Origin of the sequence: Pseudomonas sp. A014 (assembly GCF_052378495.1) — a bacterium.
Taxonomy (GTDB): Bacteria; Pseudomonadota; Gammaproteobacteria; order Pseudomonadales; family Pseudomonadaceae; genus Aquipseudomonas; species Aquipseudomonas machongensis.
Window position 1 is genome coordinate 963,316 of the sequence record NZ_CP199001.1, and the last position, 17,416, is coordinate 980,731.

Below are 17,416 nucleotides of genomic sequence, written 5' to 3' on the forward strand. Positions count from 1 at the left end.
CTTCGAAGCTGTAAGAGTTGTACGAAGTTCAGTTCCGCGATAGCTCAGTCGGTAGAGCAAATGACTGTTAATCATTGGGTCCCTGGTTCGAGTCCAGGTCGCGGAGCCAATTTCGGGGTGTAGCGCAGTCCGGTAGCGCGCCTGCTTTGGGAGCAGGATGTCAGGAGTTCGAATCCCCTCACCCCGACCATTTTCCGGGTCGTTAGCTCAGTTGGTAGAGCAGTTGGCTTTTAACCAATTGGTCGTAGGTTCGAATCCTACACGACCCACCATGTAAAAAGGGCATCTCGAATGAGATGCCCTTTTTCTTTTGTCTCAAGAAAATCATTTCGTAACTCGCGGCTGTTTTCCTGGGTAGCAACTGTCCTGTTCAAAATCTGAAGGCCAGCCACAATCTCTGTGGCAGCGGCCGACTTGGCGCGCTAGGGGCTGCTGGATATCCTCCCAGCGATTATCATTCGACCAGCCTGCTGCCGTGTTCATTCTCGGCACAGCCGAGCAAAGCGGCATCGGTTTGCCCCGTATTGTGCCAAAGGGTCAGTGCTGTGAGGGTTGCATGACCGTGGCGATATCCGCGTCGGTGCGGCAGGTATGGCGAGAAGCGAAGAGGGTGTACTGATGGCAGGCAGGTTGATTTACCTGATCGGGCCGTCCGGATCCGGCAAGGACAGCCTGCTGGACGCCGCCCGCGAACAACTGGCAGCGCGTGGCTGTCGCATTGCCCGGCGGGTCATCACCCGGTCTGCCGAAGCGATGGGCGAAGCCGCCCTGGCGGTGAGCGCCGCACAGTTCGAGCAGATGCGCGGGGACGGCGCCTTTGCCCTGCACTGGCAGGCCAATGGCCTGCATTACGGCATTCCACGGGTCATCGACCAGTGGCTGGGGGAAGGGCACGACGTGCTGGTGAACGGCTCGCGTGGCTACCTGAACACGGCGCGGCAGCGTTATCCGAATTTGCAGGTGGTACTGCTCAGTGTCGAACAGGACATCCTGCGCCAGCGCCTGCTGGCGCGGGGACGTGAGTCGCAGGAGGAAGTGGAGGCGCGCCTGGCGCGTAATGCCCGCTTTGCCAGCGAAGCGCGCGAGGCCGACCCCGGCTTGCTGGTGCTCGACAACTCCGGGCCACTGGCCGACACCGTCTCGCGTCTGCTCGCGCACCTTGAGCGGCCATGCAACTGACCCTGCCTGGCCTCTGCCCTGCCGATCACGCCAGAGCTTGCGGCACCTGCGCGGCGACGTGCTCGCAAAAAGGGCCGCAAAGCGGCCCTCGTGATCTCAGCTGATCAGTGCAGCTTCAGGCGCGGCTCGGTGCCGCGGCCGATCTTGCTGCCGATCATCAACATCGCCGTGCGGAACACCCCATACAGCGCCATCTGGTGCATGCGGTACAGCGACACATAGAACATCCGCGCCAGCCAACCCTCCAGCATCACGCTGCCGGTCAGGTTGCCCATCAAGTTGCCTACCGCCGAGAACCGCGACAGCGACACCAGCGAGCCGTAGTCCTTGTACGCGTAGGTCGGCAATGGCTTGTTCTCCAGCCGCGCCTTCAGGCTCTTGGCCAGCATCGAAGCCTGCTGGTGCGCCGCCTGCGCCCGTGGCGGCACATTGCGGTCGCTGCCTGGTTGCGGGCAGGCGGCGCAGTCGCCGAAGGCGAAGATGTCGTCATCCCGCGTGGTCTGCAGCGTAGGACGCACCACCAGCTGGTTGATCCGGTTGGTCTCCAGGCCGTCGATATCCTTGAGGAAGCCTGGCGCACGAATACCTGCCGCCCACACCTTCAGGCTCGCCTGGATCACTTCGCCGGTCGCGGTTTTCAGGCCTTCCTCGGTCACTTCGCTGACCGCAGCGTTGGTCATCACCGTCACCCCGAGTTTCTCCAGGGTCTTGTGCACCGGCACGCTGATGCGCTCCGGCAGCGCTGGCAGCACGCGCGGGCCAGCCTCGATCAGGGTGATGTGCATGTCCTTGGGCTGGATGCGGTCCAGGCCGTAGGCCGCCAGCTCGTGGGCTGCGTTGTGCAGCTCCGCCGCCAGTTCCACACCGGTCGCACCGGCGCCGACGATGGCCACGCTGATCTGCTCGCTGGCCTGATCGCCCGCGTGGGCGCGCAGGTAGTGGTTGAGCAGTTGCTGGTGGAAGCGCTCGGCCTGCTTGCGGCTGTCGAGGAACAGGCAGTGCTGCGCCGCGCCCAGGGTGCCGAAGTCGTTGGTGTTGCTGCCTACGGCGATCACCAGCGTGTCGTAGCCCAGGGTGCGCGCCGGCAGCAGCTCGCGGCCTTCTTCGTCGAGGGTCGCGGCCAGCTGGATCTGCTTGCCTTCACGGTCCAGGCCGCTCATGCGCCCCAGCTGGAAGTTGAAGTGGTTCCACTTGGCCTGGGCCACGTAGTTCAGCTCGTCTTCCGAGGAGTTCAGCGAACCGGCAGCCACTTCGTGCAGCAGCGGTTTCCAGATGTGCGTCAGGTTGGCGTCGACCAGAGTGATCTCGGCGCGCTTGCGCTTGCCGAGGCTCTTACCCAGGCGGGTCGCCAGTTCCACGCCGCCGGCGCCGCCGCCGACAATCACGATGCGATGAGTCATGGGGATATCTCACAAGTTTTACGGAATTCCTGGACACAAGGTCCGGCCGCTGCGTGCAAGAGAGGAGGGCGAGCGCAAGGCAGCTCATAGCACCAGTCCACTCAGCAAGCGGCTCAACAGGCCCAGACCAATAGTCACGATCACCACCAGGGCAAGGAGCAGCCAGGGCCTGAAAGGCTTGCGCTCGACTTGATGCTGGGGGGCTCGCAGATACTCATCGACGCGACGCTGATCTTCCGGATTCAGGCGGCTGGTCATGGTGGGCCTCGTGGGTAGACGCTTGGGATGACGATAACGCTACAACCTTTCCTGCAGCGTTATCGCAAGCACGTGAAACAAATGATAATACCTTTCATCTCCGCCGCCGAGTGTACGCCATCGCAAAGACACCCGGCACGCGATCAAAGACTGATACCGACATCGAACAGAATGCTGCGCCCCAGGTTGCCGCGCAGGAAATCCGGCGCGTCCGGGTGGGCGAACAACACCCGGGCGAAGGTCGGCCCCACCAGCGACAACGAGCGCCAGCCCTGGCGCAGGTATTCGGTGGGCGGTGGGAAATGGCTGTTGAGGTCGAGCACCTCGCGCTTGAGGCTGGCGAAGGCGATGATGTCCAGCTCGCCCAAGTCCAGCCCGCGCTCACGGTAGTTGTGCGCCTTCTTGCGCAGGGTCGGGGCCAGGCGCGCGAGTAGCTCCTGTGCGCTGATTCGCCGGGGGCGCGCTTCGCGGCGCACCAGTTGGGCCAGGGAGAAGGCACTGCGCCGACGCTGCAGCTCCTCGCGCCATTCGTCGTTGAGCCGACGCCCTTCGTCGAGTACGAAGAACACCTCGAACGCCGCATCGCGAAACAGCACGTCAGGCGGCTCCTGCCCGGCCGGGGTGAAGTCCTCGCTGCGGTAGGGAATGTTCAACCCTTGCAGCAGGCGCTGGCAGACCCAACGCTCACGCTCCCATTTGCGGGCATTGGACAGGAACGCGTTGGCTTGTTCGGCCTGGATGGTAAGCAGGCGCAGGTAGTCTGAGTCATCCATGGGAACAAGCTTAGCCTGCAATTGTGAAGGATAAGGGCTTGTTTGTTCGTGGGAATCGTCATCAGGGAATGGGTGTAGACTCGAAAGCATCCGACATGCACGCGAGGTCGCGGTGATCAGCGCACAGGTCCTGTCCTCCACCAGTCTCACGCTTGGCTGGCTGGCCTATGTTCCCCTGTTGATCTGGGCGGCCAGCCGCACCCGTTGGGTCGAGCTGTTCAGCGACCCGCGCCGCCAGCACCTGCTGTTCGGCACCGTGTTCGGCCTGTTCGCGCTGTGGCTCGTGCGGCGCGATTTCGACACCGGCGTGTCCTACCACTTCATCGGCATGACCGCCGTGACCCTCCTGCTGGACTGGCCGCTGGCCATACTCGGCGGCTTTCTCGCCCAGCTCGGCCTGCTCGCCCTCGGCCGCCAGGACCTGGCAGCGCTGGGCGTGAACGGCCTGTTGATCATCGGCTTGCCGGTGCTGGTCACCGAGGTGTGCGCGATCCTGGTCGAACGCGCCCAGCCGCGTAACCTGTTCGTCTATATCTTCTGTTCGGGATTCTTCGCGGCCGCCCTGGCGACCCTGCTGTGCCTGACGGCCGCGTTGGGTGTGCTATGGCTGGACGGGCTGTTCGCCATGCCCGAGTGGCTCAGCGATTTCGTCGGCTACCTGTGGCTGATGATATTCCCCGAGGCCTTCATCAACGGCACCGTGATCAGCGCCCTGGTGGTGTTCTGCCCCGAGTGGCTGGAAACCTTCAACCGCACCCGCTACCTGCAGGCCCCGTGGAAGGATGAAGAGGGCGAGGGGAAGGACTGAATCGCCTCTCGCACCCTCATCAAATCAATGCCGAGGCTCAAGATCCCCCGAATACAGCTCATCCTCCGACTCCGGCGCCGCTGGAATCTTGTGCTCCTCGGCCGCCCAGGCCCCCAGGTCGATCAGCTTGCAGCGATCCGAGCAGAACGGCCGGTTCGGGCTCTTCTCGCTCCATTCCACAGGTGCGCCACAGGTCGGGCAATCGACGGTCATTGGCTGGCTCAAGGCTGGCCTCCTCGCAAAGTCAGGTAAAAGGCATGCAACTGGTCGATCTGCTCATGCAGCCACGGCAGGTCGCGGTCATTGACCACCACATCGTCGGCATGGCGCAGGCGCTCTTCCCGCGCCAACTGCGCCTTGAGAATCGCCTGCACCTGCTCCTCGCTGGTGTTGTCACGCTGCAGCGTGCGCGCGATCTGCAGCGCTTGCGGCACATCGATCACCAGGATGCGCTGGGTCTTCTGGTACTGCCCCGACTCGATCAGCAGCGGCGACACATACACCGCATAGGGCGACTCGGCCTTGGCCAGGTAGCTGAAGATCTCCTGCCCGATCAGCGGGTGCAGCAGTTGCTCGAGCCAACGCCGCTGCGCAGGGTCGGCAAAGATCTGCTGGCGCAGGGCCGAGCGGTCGAGGGTGCCGTCATCCAGCAGCACGCCCGCGCCAAAGCGCTCGACGATGCTCGCCAGCGCCGGCCGACCCGGCTCGACCACCCAGCGCGCCGCCTGGTCGGCGTCCACCAGGTGCACGCCAAGCTCGACGAAACGCTCGGCGGCAGCGCTCTTGCCGCTGCCGATGCCGCCGGTCAGTCCGAGAATCCAGGGGGTAAATGCAGCAGTGGTCATCAGTATCCGAGCAGTTGCATGTAGGAAGCGTATATTTCATCACCCCAGAGCCATGCGATCCAGCCCGCAATTGCCAGATAGGGCCCAAAAGGCATCGTCGTCCCCAGCGAAGCCTTGCGCAGCCGCAGCAGGCACAGCCCGATCACCGCCCCCACCACCGACGACAGCAACAGCGTCAGCGGCAGCACCTGCCAGCCGCCCCATGCGCCCAGCAGCGCCAGCAGCTTGAAGTCGCCATAGCCCAGGCCCTCCTTGCCGGTGACCAACCGAAACAGCCAATACACCGACCACAGGCTCAGGTAACCGACCACCGCACCCCACAGCGCATCGGCCAACGGCACGAATACCCCGAAGGCATTGACCACCAGCCCCAGCCACAACGTCGGCAGCACCAGCACATCCGGCAGCAATTGATGCTCCGCATCGATCAGGCTCAGGGCCAGCAGGCACCACGTCAGCACCATCGCGAACAGCGCCTGCACGCTCACTCCGAAATGCCACGCCACCACCAGCGACAGCCCCGCGCAGGCCAGCTCCACCAGCGGATAACGCAGGCTGATCCGCCCCTTGCACGCCGAGCAGCGCCCACGCAGGGCCAGGTAACTCACGACCGGAATGTTTTCCCACGCCCGAATCCGATGCCCGCAGCCCGGGCAGTGCGAGGCCGGCAGGCACAGGTCGAAACGCTCATGCGCCTCCACCGGCATCCCCAGCACCTCACGCGCCTCGTTCTGCCACTGGCGTTCGAGCATCACCGGCAACCGATGCACCAGCACATTCAGAAAGCTGCCCACCAGCAGCCCGAGCACGGCTGCACTCGCCAGGAAGAACCCTGGCTGGTCGGCAAGAAAAGTCCACAGATTCATGTCAGATCAGGCTACCCAACTGGAAGATCGGCAAGTACATGGCCACCACCAGGCCACCCACCAGAACACCGAGGATCAGCACGATGGCTGGCTCCAGCAGGCTGGTCAACTGCTCCAGCGCCTGCCCGACCTGTTCCTCGTAATGACAGGCCGCCTTGTTCAGCATCGCTTCCAGCGTGCCGCTCGACTCACCGATCGCCGTCAACTGCACCAACAGCGGCGCGAACAACGGCTCCAGCGCCATCGCCTGATGCAGCCCCAAGCCATTGGCCATGCCTTGGCGCAACTGGCGGATCGCCCGCTCGTGCAAGGCATCGCCGCTCGCCGCCGCCACGGTTTCCAACGCATCGAGCAACACCACCCCCGAACCATAGGCCGTCCCAAGGCTACGTGCGAAGCGCGCCAATGCCGCATGGCTCAACAAGCGCCCGAACACCGGCACCCGCAGCGCCTGGCGAATCATCCAAAGCCGCCCCGGCAAGTGCTCCCGATACAGCTTGCGTACCGCCAGCCCCGCCACACCGAATATCCCCAGCACACCCAGCAGATGCCGCCCCAGCGCGTCAGACAATTCGATAACCCACCGCGTAAAGACTGGCAACTCCTTGCCCACCCCCGCAAACATCCCCTCGAAGCGTGGCACCACCTCCAGCAACAGCAACGCCGACACCCCAAGCCCCGTCAGCAGCAGAATCAGCGGATACAGCATCGCCTTGCGCACCCTGCGCCGCAGCGCCTGACGCCGTTCCAGCAGGTCTGCCAACTGCTCCAGTTGCCGATCCAGCGTCCCCGACTGCTCCCCGACCCGCACCAGGTTGCAGAACAACGCATCGAACCAACGCGAGTGCCGCTGCAGCGCATCCGCAAGCCCCAACCCTGCAGAAACATCCTGCTGCAAGCGCCCCAGCAACCGCACCATCCCAGCGTCTGCACCACTGCGCCCCATCACCTCGAACGCCTGCAACAGCGGCACCCCCGCCTTCAACAGCGTCGCCAACTGACGCGAAAACCCCGGCGCATCCACCTTCTCCCGCCGCAGCGGCAGCTTCCAACCTCGCCCACCCGCTGGCCACACCCGCGCGCCCTTGATTCCCTGGCGCAACAACCCCGCCTGCACGAATGCCGGGCTACGCCCCTGCATCTGCCCACTGACCCGCGCCCCCTGCGCATCTACGCCTCGCCACGCATACAACCGAGTCGAATCCTTCATTCGCCAGCTCCTTGCCACACCCGACAAGCCCCGTAACAGCTTGCCGCGCCCATCCCAGGGCAGAAATTCCAGACGCTCACTAGAGTAGTTGAGCGGACACGACGTCCAGCCACGCAGGGGTGACAAAAGGTGTCCATTGGGCTCTACTGCGCCCCAGCCGACCCCGGCCCGCCCAGCGGCTCGAGGCCTGACCGAATCGACAAGGAACCTGTTATGAAAGGGCAACGCGGTATCACCCTCATCGAACTGATGATCGTCGTCGCGATCATCGGCATCCTCGCGACCATCGCGATCCCCATGTACACCAACCACCAGGCCCGCACCAAAGCAGCGGCCGGCCTGCTGGAAATCTCCGCGCTCAAGACCCCGATGGACCTGCGCCTGAACGAAGGCAAGGACGTCGCCGACGTTGCCGCGCTAGGCGGACAACCCACGACCAACCACTGCGCCATCGTCGCCAGCGGCAATGCGGCTGCAGGCACCGGCAGCATCGTCTGCACCCTCGCCGATGCGCCTGCGAACGTGGTGGGCAAGCGCCTGACACTGACCCGCGCGGCGACCGGGTGGACGTGCAGCACCGACATCGAAGAGGATCTTGCGCCTAGTGGCTGTGCAGGTTCGGCGGGGCAGGGTGGGGCGCAGGGTAATAAGTGAAGGGAAACAGGGGTTTGCGTATGGATGGCGGCGGTGGTAGCTTTGCGGACACGCCGGTGTAGCTCAGTCGGTAGAGCAGCGCACTCGTAACGCGAAGGTCGCAGGTTCGATTCCTGTCTCCGGCACCACATCCAGCTCCACTGCATTCCGCTGAATGCTTTGGAAGCCCTCTAAACCGGCCTTCTGGCCGGTTTTTCGTTTCCACGACCCTCCGTCGGGAACCAACAAAATCCCCAATAACCGGGGGTATTTTTGGGGTACAGCGTCTTTCCTGAATGGAGAACGTACCCCTATGCCACGCCTAGCCACTCCGCTCAGCGACCTCAAATGCCGTATGGCCAAACCGCGTGATCGCGCCTACAAACTGTTCGACGGCGGGGGTATGTACCTGTACGTCGCGCCCAGTGGCTCGAAGACTTGGCGGCTGCGGTATTTCAAACCCAGCGGCAAGGAAGGCACGCTGATTATCGGCAAGTACCCCATCGTTTCGTTGGCCGTTGCGAGGACCAAGCGCGATGAGGCCAAAGCACTGTTGCTCGACAACCTTGATCCGATGGAAGAAAAGCAGAAGGCCAAGATCGCAGCCCAGCGGGCGAGCCTTCTCTTTGAAACCGTTGCCCTGGAGTGGCACGTCGAAATGTCTCGGCGTTGGACTGAGGGGCACGCCAAGACGGTGCTGAGCAGGTTACGCACCCACGTGTTTCCACTGATTGGCCAGCGGCCTATAGCTGAACTCGACACCCACGATCTGCTTGAGGTCACCCAGCGAGTCAAAGATCGCGGCACGATGGATGTTGCACTGCGTGTGCAGAACTACCTATCTACGATCATGCGGGGCGCTAAGCGAGCGCGACAGATCACTCAAAATCCGGCGCTCGATCTGGCTGGCTCGATTCAAGCGCCACGCACTGTGCACCGTCCTGCACTCTCGCTGAACCGCCTTCCTGAACTGTTGGATCGAATCGACAACTACACCGGTCGCGAACTGACCCGGCTCGCAGTGCTGCTAACGTTGCATGTATTCGTGCGCTCCAGCGAACTGCGCTTTGCTAGGTGGGATGAATTCGACCTGCAACGTGCGATGTGGGAGATCCCCGATACCCGCAAGCCGATTGAAGGCGTCCGCTATTCCACGCGCGGGACCAAGATGAGTGGGGACATTCAGATAGTGCCGTTGTCGCCTCAAGTCATCGAGATCCTTGAACGGCTGCGCAGCTTGAATCGCTTCTCTGAACTGGTGTTGCCCGGTGACCACAGGTACTGGAAGCCCTTGTCGGAGAACACGGTTAACCAGGTGCTGCGCAATATGGGATACGACACCACCAAGGACGTTTGCGGGCATGGATTCAGGACCATGGCTTGTAGTGCCTTGCTCGAATCAGGGCTGTGGACGGACGCGGCGATTGAGCGACAGATGAGCCATCAGGAGCGTAACCGCGTGCGCGCTGCTTACATCCACAAGGCCCAATTTCTGGAGCAGCGTCGGTTGATCATGGCTTGGTGGAGTAACTACATCGATGCCAACAGATCGGGCCATGTCACCCCGCATGAGTTTGCTCATCCGGTAGGCGACAACGTCACCGCCTTGCCAAATGGCCATGGCGCATTCAATCGCGGGTAAGCCTGCAAAATCGGCGCTGGCTGCTCTTTCACGCGGGTCCATTCAAACAGGGCTGCAAAGCCGCCCTGTTTGGATGGACCTCACTTTGAAGAGCTAAAAGCCACGACGTTGTCCGGGGTTTACCACGGAACTCCACCGGTGGATAACCGCTTTTCACGGCTCAAGTAGCGCTGAATTTCGAGCCTTGACCGGGTTTATCCACAGGCGTAGAACTGGCCGTGCAAGCGCTGTCGATGACAGCACCCCAGGTGACCCGAACCTTAAAAGTCACGCCGCTCCCGCGGTGGTTCTCCCCCAAATGGCGATTCGCGTCCGGCAGTTCGCCCGGTCACCTCCCCGGTGATGGATGCCTACTTCAGATCATGGCCCTCGTGCGCCAGACAACACCTCCTACTTCGCTGCCCTGCAGCAACCTATCCGCTTGGCCGAATCTTGCGCCAACCTGCGCCCGTCTCTTTCTCTGGAAAGAGACGGGCGCTTCTAACACTGCTGCAGCCCTCATCACATTTGGCTTTGCGGCAACTTCCCTTGTGACAATCGGCGTGACAAACGCCGATGTCACCAGCAACAGCCATACAGATGATGGTGCCGCAGACCAGGGAATGGACTGCACCTGACTGACAGTCAGGCATGCCCCGGTCATCGCATAGCTGTGTTCACCCGGCTCAGGATCTCGCGGCACCGGTCTCGTCAGCCAATGCAGCCTCCACCCGCCCACCGGTAACGGTGCTCAGGAGGCCAGATAATGAGATGCCCTTGCTCCCGGTCGTAAGGAGCCGCCAGTCCTGCGTTAGAGGACATCCCCACAGGTCGCAGGGGCCTTGATCCCTGATAACACTCAGCATTCTTGGCGGGATGACGTGGGGCGAGGATCGGAGAACGGCAGATGAGGTGACCGACATGGCATTGATGGGTAGACGCGATGGTCGTAATTTCGGTTACGGCAGGCAATTGAGCTACGCAGGGCCGCAGGCGCTGAAAGACATGTTTGGCGGTGGCCATTACGGCACGGTCAAGGCGCACAGTGATCGATGGTTGGCATTCGTGAGGTGGTGCCGTTCCGAACAGGGGCCCGGAATCAATGATGCGCGGCAGATTGATCGAAAGGTGTTGGCCGACTATGCGGCCTATCTGCGCGACGTGGTTAGGTGCGGTGACCTCGCTGTCAGCACCGCGCAAAACCGGCTATCCAGCGTTAACAGGACCATGGCGGCGCTTCGCGGTGATCAGTGCGTGAAGTTGCCAAGTCCGAGCAAGGCGTTGGGTATGCAGCGCTCCGGGGTTCGTCACTCAGTGCCGCAGGGCCAAGTTCGCGGTCAGGTTAAAGAGATTATCAATACGCTTTGCCGCAATCATCAGCAACGGGCCGCCGCGATTGTATTTTTGGCGCGAGCCACCGGCATGCGCTTGCGTGAAGCCATCTTGGCTGACCTGTCACGGCTAAGTCGTGAGGCTGAAGTCTTCGACAAGATCAATATCCAAGACGGCACCAAAGGCGGGCGCGCCGGCGCCTCGGCGCCACGTTGGATTGCGGTAGAAGACCATGTTCGAGGTGCACTTGGGTTTGCACGACAGGTGTCGCCGGCGGGTAGCCGCAACCTAATTGCGCCACACGAAAGCTACCTTGACGTTCTACAGGACATCGTCCGCCCGGCGCGGGACATCCTGCATTCACACAATCTGAAAGGCTTCCATGAGCTACGAGCGGCATACGCATGTGAGCGTTACGAGCAAATCACCCAACACCGTGCGCCTATCAACGGCGGCCAATGTTGCCAGGTGGATATGACTCTTGATCGTGAGGCCCGGAGGCAAATTAGCTATGAGCTGGGGCACGGTCGGATTGATGTGATCGCTGCCTACATAGGTGGGCGGGCATGAGCAAGCCATTCGACATGGAGCTGTTCTTGGCTGGAGTGCTGACTGGCTCACACGCAACCCGGCGACGCCATGTACGGCAGGCGAAAATCATCCAGGCCGCGATCGCAGAGCGCTGGCAGCGAGATGCGCCTTGGGGCTGGCAGAGAAAACACTTGGCTTGGTTTCTTGAGCATCGTCTAGAACGATGCAGCGCAGCAACGCGGTATTACTATTCGCTGACTGTGCAGCTGCTTTCTCTTCGGTTACAAAAAACATGGAAATTTAATATCTGAAAAAATATCTGACTTCTGGTGGTGCGGCTGCTGCAATCGACCCTAGGCGACTCTTCTAGTAGAGTCTCTAGGGAATGCATGCTGTAAGTTGTAAGTCAAGCGAGTTCCTGTATTGAGTCTGTGTAGTTAATTCTGCCTCGAATCACATATCGCGACTCGGTCGCAAGATATGCACCGGTATCGAGTATGGCATTAGTTACTAAAAATAATCGAGGAGGCGTTGAGCCCATGAATACTCGTGCGATAATTGATTCGCCACTCTCAAATAGTTGCTTTTCAATTTCGGCGTTGAAAATCAAACGTTCAAAAATATTGCTAGGCCTTTGATAGGCAGCGTCAGTGGCTTTTAACTCAACTTTTTTGGGGGGACAACCTAGTTCGTCTAGCCATAAGTCAAAGCCTTTGTCGTGTAGTTCCTTCTCCCGAAAGCCGAATTCAGGGTGGCTGAATTCGGTTAGCAAGTAATGTTTTGCTTTGTCTTCAGTTGCTCGTGTCATTTTTACAAACTTCCTTTTGAGCTTTTAAATCGCTGGGTGGGTGGTTTTTAGTGTTTATCACGGCCTCTCCAAAGTAACATATTTTAGAATGCTCAAGCTTTTGAGACTCCCAAGGCGTGGTGCTGCATATTCTTGGATTTTCGCGTCGATATTCTGAGCTGCATGATGTGAAAAAAGGGCATCGCATACTTGCTGGCTGCTTTATTTTATCATGTTCAACTCGGAAAAATTCGAGTACATAGCTAAAGGCAGCTTGGGCTACTCTTCGGCCATAAAGGATGTCTGTATCTGGTTTATTTGGTAGGGATATATCTAGCATAAGATCTCGCATAAATTCATCGCCTGGGCCAAATCTCTCTTGGATGAGAAATCCGACTCCATGTTTATCCATCGCGGCATTGATTGCCGCGCCACCAAATCTAGAAAAGAAATTTACCAGTTCAATTTCAAAGAAAGGATTGGTTATCCGATAAATATAGTTGCTCTTGATTAGCTGTGCGGTATGTTTGACGGCTCGCGGAAATGGTGAGTCTAAAGGTAAGATTTTTTCGATCAGGTCCACGTTTTCATTCATGACCTTGATGTTAGTTTTAAGATGTTCGGATGCTTTTTTCGTTAGTTCAATATCGGGGTCTTTATGCTCTTTTTTGTTTTTCTCGGACCAATGTAATAACCCGGAAAAGTAAGAGGGAGGGTCGGGAAATTGGAGGGAAAATATTGCGCAGCGCAGTATTGTATCTTTTTCTAGAGAAGGAGATATAAGTGATGCGAGACCATCAGCTAGCATGTATGGTGAGATGGGGGTAGGTAATGGTGATTCTTTTAAATTTCTCAGGAATTTGGACTCTAATGCAAATGCTATATATTCGATGATTTCATGGCAACCTATTTTAATCTTAAGTTCGCTGTCGTCAACTTTGATTATGGCCTTGCAAAGCAGAGTTGTGCATGGGTATTTTTCGTCATCCTCTATGTATGTTGTCTCTTTTGTGCAGGATATAAAGTCAAGGTCATTTAGGCGGAGATTGCTCCCTATCTCATTGGTCTGCGCCGTCCTAGCGTTTAAGCGATGCTTGTATTGCTTTCGGATGTCGGCAAAATTTTGATCCGGCAGGTGTTCATCTCCGATGCAGAGACCATTGTGGTCGATGATGGCCCGAACATTTGACCACAGTAAAACGGCGTGTGAGTATGCGGCTGCCCCATGAATGGTTGAGTTGTTATGTAAATAATGAAACCACTCATGGATAAAAAAACCAGATTGATGCGGTGTTTGAAATCCTTGAGGTTCTGCTGGGTCTGCAAAAGCGGGAAATACAGATTTCAGCCTGATGCATTGGTAGTCGGGTAAATACGTTGCTGCCACCTGAGTAGCCATTCGTCATGCTCCCATTTCAATTTATAGTGCATTGCGCAATGCGTACACTATTATTATCTATCGCCAGTTCTGGAATTAAAATGAATCTAGTACCAACAGCAATTCTCAAACCCCCAGTTCTCGCGCAAACTTTGTGACAAGAACAGTCGTGCTCTATCTCTAAAGCTGGCGCGATCTCTTCAGAAGCGGAGCCGCCCGTCAGGCTATTTCAAATCATACGCAGCAAGATAAATCTGCTTCTGTCTGAGCTAGTTGCTGAGCAGCGTTTTTAACGATAGGCATATGGTGTCGGACTGCATTATCTTGTCGCACCTGGAACTGCTGAAGTTCCGCTAAGCCTTTACGCATCTGCTCTTCGATCTCCCGGGCGCGGTTCTGAATATTGCGTCTAACGTTGTTGACGTCGTTCTGAGTGACTGCCTGTGTGGGGTTGAACTTGAAGCCCCGTTCAAGGCCCTTTCTCCAGTCTACCAGTGTACGTGTAAGTACCTCGCCAAAACCTTTTATCCGACGAACACGGTTCCACTCTACGTCAGCCGCGGTTTCTATGCCAAAGCTACTAAGGGCTGCCCGCTTGGCTGGACCTATGCCGGATAGATTCGCTCGATCAATGAAAAAGGCCTCTAAGTAACGTTGCCGTTGCCGCCTCTCCATGTTCTGACTTAAAGCTCTGATGTCATTTTGCTCACGCGTTGATAGAGAGTCGAACTCGGTTTTGAGTTTCGCTAGTGCGTCTCGTTTCTGGTAGAAGTGGTGAGGATCCGCCTCCCGCTTAATCGACTCGACGGCATTGTTCCACTGCTTCAAGGCAGTGTTACGAGCGTCTGAACGAGCCTTGCGTTCGTTTTTGAGTTCGACTGCTCCGTAATTCCAAAGACCAAGAATGAGCAGTCCAGCGATGATGATGTATGGCAGCGGCGGACCTTGTAGGGCTTTGAAACTAACAAATGCTGTAGTGACGATACCAAATGTTCCGAACTTGCGGAGCGGTCTGCTAATAATTCCTGCTGGAAGTGGTCTGCCCTTTACGTTCCCCTTGAACTGATTAGCGTTAGGTATGGCAACGTCCGCCGGGGATGGGATCTTGGATATGGCGAGCCAAATGTCTGCAACTTTGACCGGCGCATGGCCTGGCGCTGAAGCGGTGAAAACTGATGCCGAAAGGAAATACACCACACCCGAGGCCTCTAGTGCGCACCAAGGGCAAGCATTCAGATGGTTTGAAAAGACGTGCATACTGTTCGAGCATTTCCGCAGAGCATTGCGAAGCTTGTCAAGCTCGTCAAGCCATTGTCTTGCCGTCGGACGCCTACCGCTCCTGCCTTCTTCGGTGAAGGCGGACTCAAACATGCTTGATAGGACAGGGGGAACTAATGACAGCGGTAAGGAGTTTGGTGGTGCTGTCAGGTGTCGCTGATTTGCCGTCTTGGAGTAGGCAAAGCGCAGATGCTTGATGTTGTCCTCTAGTGAGTCCCCCACATTGTCCTTCTGCGGCACACCTGCATAGGGATGTCTTCCACCAAATAGTAGGTGAAAGATTAGAAGCGCGAGGCCGAAGGCGTCGTGGTTCGTGGTACGAGTGAGACCATTGAACGACATTCCTTGTAGCTCAGGGGGGGTAAAGTGGGAGACTCCGACCTCACAAAGGTGCACGAGACTTCCCTGAGTTAGCTGGTATGAATCGGTGTCGATCAGGGTTACAGCGGCGTTTTGGCCAACATACGCATTCCCGTGATTTACATCCCCCAGAATAGTTCCATGCTGATGCAACGTGGTGAAGGCGGCTGCTGTATTCCTGGCAACAAAAAGCAGGAAGTCCCAGGCACGTTGGGGGTACTCCTGCTTGCGATGGGCAGGACTATAGACGGTTTGAATCGGTGTCATACCTTCGACCTTCGCCATCACGAAGCCCACTACCGATCCGCCGACTTTGGCATGAAGGGTGTCCTGTGGCCATGCGGTATACTTGAGCAGTTGCTCATCCCGCTGATGGGCCATATGACGGAGCTTGGATTGTTTCGCTCCGTCTTGCGGTTTGTGGTAGACCTTCGCTACCAGATGCTTCACGCCCTCAATGGTGTAGACGGATCCTTCGCCACCTTTACCTATCTCATTCAAGAGCTTCAGCCGCTGTCCGGCCGCGTTGTAGAACAACATGGACATCAGCGCCCCCTTAACCCCTAAGAACGGCTAGGGCGATAGACTTATCATCGTCAGTCCGTTCATTTACTTTTTCGCTTCCCAGAAAGGCGGCGAGTGCGTTAGGCACTTGCTTTCGCGCGTCGGGCTTCAATGTCCCAAGGACGTTAAAGAACGGCTGAAAGAAAGGCTCATGGGGGCTTCCAGTAGGTAGGTCGATCGCCAGATGCTGAAGGCCGTCTGAGAATGCTGCTGCGCGCAGTACGATGCTTTGGTATTGCTTGGTGACCAGTGTATCCAGCGCATCCGGATCGGTGACAAAATGTGTCATATTGGCGTATTCGCCAGACATGGGCTGGAAAGCTAGCTCCAGTCCGTTGCCTACATCGAAGACGATACCACCGTCCCCGATTTGCAGGAGTAGGGTGCCTAGTTCAGAAGACACCAGGCCGAGGAAGGTACAGGCATAATCACGGGCGGTGTGGCCCGAACCTTCGGCTCGGCTGTAAATGACCTCGCGGATTTGCTTCACAAGCTCGACAGCTAGCGAGTCGTCGAGTGCAAACTCGGGTTGCTGCATGAGGGTGCTTATAACCTCATTAGCAGTATCAACGGCCAGCTGGGCACCGACATCAGCAAAACTCGCACTACCTGCGCCATCGGCCACGAACATCGATAGCCATGGGCGAACGCCTTGAAGAGTAGTGGCCGCGCTACATCTGTCCTCGCAGACACCCTTGCGCTCTAGGTGAGAGGTGCCGACGACAGCGGCGCTGGCATACTCCCAAGTTAAACCTCTGCCCATCCGGTGGGTGCCTCCAGCTTCACTGCTGTCCCTGGGGTAGACTGCGACACGCTCTTCATCGATGCCGACAGCCACTGGAAAAGCTCGCGAAACTTCAGCCCTTGGAGTTTCAACGGCTCGCGAACGCTCAGTTGTGAGAGCACATCAAAGTTTGCACCTTCAACACCTACGGCGAAGAACGCGAACTTCTTGGCAGCCTCACCCTCTCTAATCGCGGCAGCAGCAGCTCGCCACTCATCCGTGGGACCACCATCAGTGATGAGAAAAATCCACGGTCTGAAAAGCGAAACCCCTGCGGCTCGAATTTGCGCTTTACGGCCCTCGAGCATGTCCAAGCCAATGGTAATGGCTTGACCCATCGGGGTGTCGCCTTGCTCCACTAGGTTCGGAGGGTAAAAACCATCGACAGTGGTAAATGGCGTCTCCACTTTTGCTGGTCCGAACGTGACAATTCCAACCTCCACGCGTTGCATTGCGAGTGAGTCGGCAGCGAGTTCGTCCTTGAGTTGCTGTAGACCTGCGTTCAGTTCAGTGAGCGGGCGGCCGCGCATGCTTACCGACACGTCCAGAAGGAGAAGGCAGGGGACCCTTGGCTCAGGGTTGTCGGCGAATGAAACGTCGTTGAACAGTATTTGGTCTGTCATGTGAGCTCTCTATTGAAGGGGGAACTCACGCATACGACCCGTGAAATCCCTTTCCGGTTAAGCAAGTGGATTCTAGTCTTTCAGTAATAAGAGATAAGGGCAATATGCTGGCTCAGCAGCGGATGAGGTACCCGGCCCTGAGGCCATAGCCGAGGTCTGGCTCAAATCGAATGCAGGTGCTTGTCA

Annotated in this window: 18 protein-coding genes and 4 tRNA genes; 10 read left to right on the plus strand and 12 right to left on the minus strand. The window is 58.2% G+C overall.

Features of this window, described 5'->3' with window-relative positions:
* The first annotated feature begins 33 nt into the window (after positions 1 to 33).
* The 4 genes from ACTYOL_RS04585 (at position 34) to phnN (ending at position 1,179) form a co-directional block, all read left to right on the plus strand.
* Positions 34 to 109 (plus strand) — tRNA-Asn (locus ACTYOL_RS04585).
* Between the two features lie 4 nt (positions 110 to 113).
* Positions 114 to 190, plus strand: a tRNA-Pro gene (locus tag ACTYOL_RS04590).
* 6 nt (positions 191 to 196) lie between these two features.
* Positions 197 to 272 (plus strand) — tRNA-Lys (locus ACTYOL_RS04595).
* A 346-nt stretch (positions 273 to 618) separates the two neighbouring features.
* The gene (phnN, locus tag ACTYOL_RS04600; RefSeq protein WP_444757593.1) at positions 619 to 1,179 is read left to right on the plus strand and encodes a phosphonate metabolism protein/1,5-bisphosphokinase (PRPP-forming) PhnN; all 561 of its coding nucleotides are present in this window, start codon (positions 619 to 621) and stop codon (positions 1,177 to 1,179) included.
* Between the two features lie 104 nt (positions 1,180 to 1,283).
* On the opposite strand, the gene ACTYOL_RS04605 is transcribed toward phnN, so the two are convergent.
* The 3 genes from ACTYOL_RS04605 to ACTYOL_RS04615 form a co-directional block, all read right to left on the minus strand.
* Positions 1,284 to 2,579, minus strand: a complete 1,296-nt coding sequence (locus ACTYOL_RS04605) for an NAD(P)/FAD-dependent oxidoreductase (protein WP_054895236.1) — start codon at positions 2,577 to 2,579, stop codon at positions 1,284 to 1,286.
* 84 nt (positions 2,580 to 2,663) lie between these two features.
* Positions 2,664 to 2,837 carry a DUF3094 family protein gene (locus ACTYOL_RS04610; RefSeq protein WP_054895237.1) on the minus strand — a complete coding sequence of 58 codons (174 nt, stop codon included), beginning with the start codon at positions 2,835 to 2,837 and terminating at the stop codon, positions 2,664 to 2,666.
* A 143-nt stretch (positions 2,838 to 2,980) separates the two neighbouring features.
* Positions 2,981 to 3,610, minus strand: a complete 630-nt coding sequence (locus ACTYOL_RS04615; RefSeq protein ID WP_054895238.1) for a DUF1780 domain-containing protein — start codon at positions 3,608 to 3,610, stop codon at positions 2,981 to 2,983.
* 112 nt (positions 3,611 to 3,722) lie between these two features.
* On the opposite strand from ACTYOL_RS04615, the gene ACTYOL_RS04620 reads away from it, so the two are divergent.
* Positions 3,723 to 4,418 (plus strand): energy-coupling factor ABC transporter permease, encoded by a 696-nt coding sequence (locus ACTYOL_RS04620; protein ID WP_444757594.1) that lies wholly within the window; start codon positions 3,723 to 3,725, stop codon positions 4,416 to 4,418.
* A gap of 24 nt (positions 4,419 to 4,442) precedes the next feature.
* Here ACTYOL_RS04620 and yacG read toward each other — a convergent pair whose 3' ends face one another.
* The 4 genes from yacG to ACTYOL_RS04640 are packed head-to-tail and all read right to left on the minus strand — an operon-like array spanning position 4,443 to position 7,339.
* On the minus strand, positions 4,443 to 4,643 hold the full coding sequence (yacG, locus tag ACTYOL_RS04625; protein WP_054895240.1) for a DNA gyrase inhibitor YacG: 201 nt from the start codon (positions 4,641 to 4,643) through the stop codon (positions 4,443 to 4,445).
* A complete protein-coding gene (gene coaE / locus ACTYOL_RS04630) occupies positions 4,640 to 5,263 on the minus strand; it encodes a dephospho-CoA kinase (RefSeq protein ID WP_054895241.1) in 624 nt (207 codons plus the stop codon). The genes yacG and coaE overlap by 4 nt, the downstream gene beginning before the upstream one ends.
* Positions 5,263 to 6,129: a prepilin peptidase gene (locus ACTYOL_RS04635; protein WP_153772564.1), complete on the minus strand. Its 867-nt coding sequence runs from the start codon at positions 6,127 to 6,129 to the stop codon at positions 5,263 to 5,265. The genes coaE and ACTYOL_RS04635 overlap by 1 nt, the downstream gene beginning before the upstream one ends.
* A gap of 1 nt (position 6,130) precedes the next feature.
* Entirely contained in the window at positions 6,131 to 7,339 is a 1,209-nt protein-coding gene (locus ACTYOL_RS04640; protein ID WP_444757595.1) for a type II secretion system F family protein, read from the minus strand.
* Between the two features lie 213 nt (positions 7,340 to 7,552).
* On the opposite strand from ACTYOL_RS04640, the gene ACTYOL_RS04645 reads away from it, so the two are divergent.
* The 5 genes from ACTYOL_RS04645 to ACTYOL_RS04665 all read left to right on the plus strand — a co-directional run bounded on the left by ACTYOL_RS04645 (position 7,553) and on the right by ACTYOL_RS04665 (position 11,767).
* Complete coding sequence (locus ACTYOL_RS04645; protein WP_444757596.1) at positions 7,553 to 7,993, plus strand: pilin; 441 nt, start codon at positions 7,553 to 7,555, stop codon at positions 7,991 to 7,993.
* A gap of 52 nt (positions 7,994 to 8,045) precedes the next feature.
* Positions 8,046 to 8,121 (plus strand) — tRNA-Thr (locus ACTYOL_RS04650).
* A gap of 164 nt (positions 8,122 to 8,285) precedes the next feature.
* Positions 8,286 to 9,614, plus strand: a complete 1,329-nt coding sequence (locus ACTYOL_RS04655; protein ID WP_444757597.1) for a tyrosine-type recombinase/integrase — start codon at positions 8,286 to 8,288, stop codon at positions 9,612 to 9,614.
* 900 nt (positions 9,615 to 10,514) lie between these two features.
* On the plus strand, positions 10,515 to 11,495 hold the full coding sequence (locus ACTYOL_RS04660; RefSeq protein ID WP_444757598.1) for an integrase domain-containing protein: 981 nt from the start codon (positions 10,515 to 10,517) through the stop codon (positions 11,493 to 11,495).
* Positions 11,492 to 11,767 carry a hypothetical protein gene (locus ACTYOL_RS04665; protein WP_444757599.1) on the plus strand — a complete coding sequence of 92 codons (276 nt, stop codon included), beginning with the start codon at positions 11,492 to 11,494 and terminating at the stop codon, positions 11,765 to 11,767. The genes ACTYOL_RS04660 and ACTYOL_RS04665 overlap by 4 nt, the downstream gene beginning before the upstream one ends.
* 95 nt (positions 11,768 to 11,862) lie before the next feature.
* On the opposite strand, the gene ACTYOL_RS04670 is transcribed toward ACTYOL_RS04665, so the two are convergent.
* The 5 genes from ACTYOL_RS04670 to ACTYOL_RS04690 all read right to left on the minus strand — a co-directional run bounded on the left by ACTYOL_RS04670 (position 11,863) and on the right by ACTYOL_RS04690 (position 17,230).
* Positions 11,863 to 12,264, minus strand: coding sequence for a hypothetical protein (locus ACTYOL_RS04670; protein ID WP_444757600.1), 402 nt, complete (start codon positions 12,262 to 12,264; stop codon positions 11,863 to 11,865).
* The gene (locus ACTYOL_RS04675; RefSeq protein ID WP_444757601.1) at positions 12,248 to 13,642 is read right to left on the minus strand and encodes a hypothetical protein; all 1,395 of its coding nucleotides are present in this window, start codon (positions 13,640 to 13,642) and stop codon (positions 12,248 to 12,250) included. Before ACTYOL_RS04675 ends, ACTYOL_RS04670 begins: the two co-directional genes overlap by 17 nt.
* Positions 13,643 to 13,855: 213 nt before the next feature.
* Positions 13,856 to 15,805 carry a helix-hairpin-helix domain-containing protein gene (locus ACTYOL_RS04680; protein WP_444757602.1) on the minus strand — a complete coding sequence of 650 codons (1,950 nt, stop codon included), beginning with the start codon at positions 15,803 to 15,805 and terminating at the stop codon, positions 13,856 to 13,858.
* Positions 15,806 to 15,815: 10 nt separating this feature from the next.
* Positions 15,816 to 16,586: a PP2C family serine/threonine-protein phosphatase gene (locus ACTYOL_RS04685; protein WP_444757603.1), complete on the minus strand. Its 771-nt coding sequence runs from the start codon at positions 16,584 to 16,586 to the stop codon at positions 15,816 to 15,818.
* On the minus strand, positions 16,571 to 17,230 hold the full coding sequence (locus tag ACTYOL_RS04690) for a vWA domain-containing protein (RefSeq protein WP_444757604.1): 660 nt from the start codon (positions 17,228 to 17,230) through the stop codon (positions 16,571 to 16,573). Before ACTYOL_RS04690 ends, ACTYOL_RS04685 begins: the two co-directional genes overlap by 16 nt.
* Between the last annotated feature and the right edge of the window lie 186 nt (positions 17,231 to 17,416).